At 34.7% G+C, this 1143-nt stretch carries 2 protein-coding genes; both read left to right on the top strand.

The genetic code is table 11. The annotated features are described in order from the left end of the window. The coding region (locus ACFIJS_RS08970; RefSeq protein ID WP_375650800.1) for a TrwH protein at positions 1-102 on the top strand (102 nt) is incomplete at its 5' end. Next, positions 99-968: a type IV secretion system protein gene (locus tag ACFIJS_RS08965; protein ID WP_375651266.1), complete on the top strand. Its 870-nt coding sequence runs from the start codon at positions 99-101 to the stop codon at positions 966-968. The genes ACFIJS_RS08970 and ACFIJS_RS08965, both read left to right, overlap by 4 nt. The last annotated feature ends 175 nt before the right edge of the window (positions 969-1143 follow it).

Here is a 1143-nt window from a genome sequence, read left to right as displayed (position 1 = left end):
TCAGCTTGTGCATTAGCACCAAAGCTAAAACAGCCCAATGATAGGAACCGTGTGCCTATTAATAAAACAATCCCTCCTGAAATCAAACGAGAAGACAGATGAAAAAGCGATTTATTATAGTAGGAATGGTTACCCTTTTGGCAATGATGAATTTGGCACATGCAAATAGCGAACATGAGTATGATAGAAATGAAAGAAAATTGCACGTATTAGAAGGAGGTCACTCATATTGGGTATATCCTGGCTTGACAACTTCAACACGCAATAAAAATGTTAAAATTAAACGTCCTAATAAACCTGGAGTTAAAAAAAAGCCAAAATCACCTAAAAAGTCGCAACCTGCTTCACCGCCACAACCTGCTCTATCAGCAGAATATTCGGAAATCCTTCAGCTTTTAAAAAAAGGAGAAATTATTGAGCTCTTAAAAGAACAGCTTGCGTTGAAAAAAGAACAACTTTCGGAAACAGAAAAAACCTATCAAGCTATAACAAAGAGTCAGAAAACTGCACCTCAGAAAATAGACTTTTCTAGTTTTTTTCTCAAAGAACCAGAATCGCTCTATAAGAGTGATAAGCTTTCAAGGGAATCATATCAAAAGGTATTAGAAGAAGAAAACAAAATTTATGGGTCTTTTGAGCAAATAGGCAAAGCTATTTCAAGGCGTTTACAATTTGCATCGATACTAGATAAAGCTATAAGTTTAGAAACTTTTGAAACCGTAGAAAATCGTTTTAAATACCTCCAACATCTATTAGATGAAATTCAAACAAAAGAAAACCTGAAAGATACTGCAGATCTTCAAGCACATATCGATGGTTCATTAGCCATGATCCAAAATGAATTTATAAAGATGGAAATGGTAGCGCATTTACGTAAGGCTGAGCAATCACTTATCAAAAAGAAAAGACGCGAACTTGATATGGAATTTTTTAACCCTGAAAAAAAAGACATGCCTATCATACGATGAAAACGAAAGCCAATGTAGGAAGTTCAGTACTCTCTGAACAATTCAGAGGGGCAGAAAGATCTTATCAAAGCCAAGATACCGTCGTGAAAATACTTAGCTAATGTATAAATGAAAATGAAGCGTTTAGCATGTATCTATGTTTCAAGGTGATAAAAAGTTGAAGATTCGTTAAAGA

The organism is Bartonella sp. OT172YNZD (genome assembly GCF_042193725.1).
GTDB lineage: Bacteria > Pseudomonadota > Alphaproteobacteria > Rhizobiales > Rhizobiaceae > Bartonella > Bartonella grahamii_A.
Note: the sequence above shows the minus strand (reverse complement) of the source record. Positions and strands in the feature narration are given on the sequence as shown.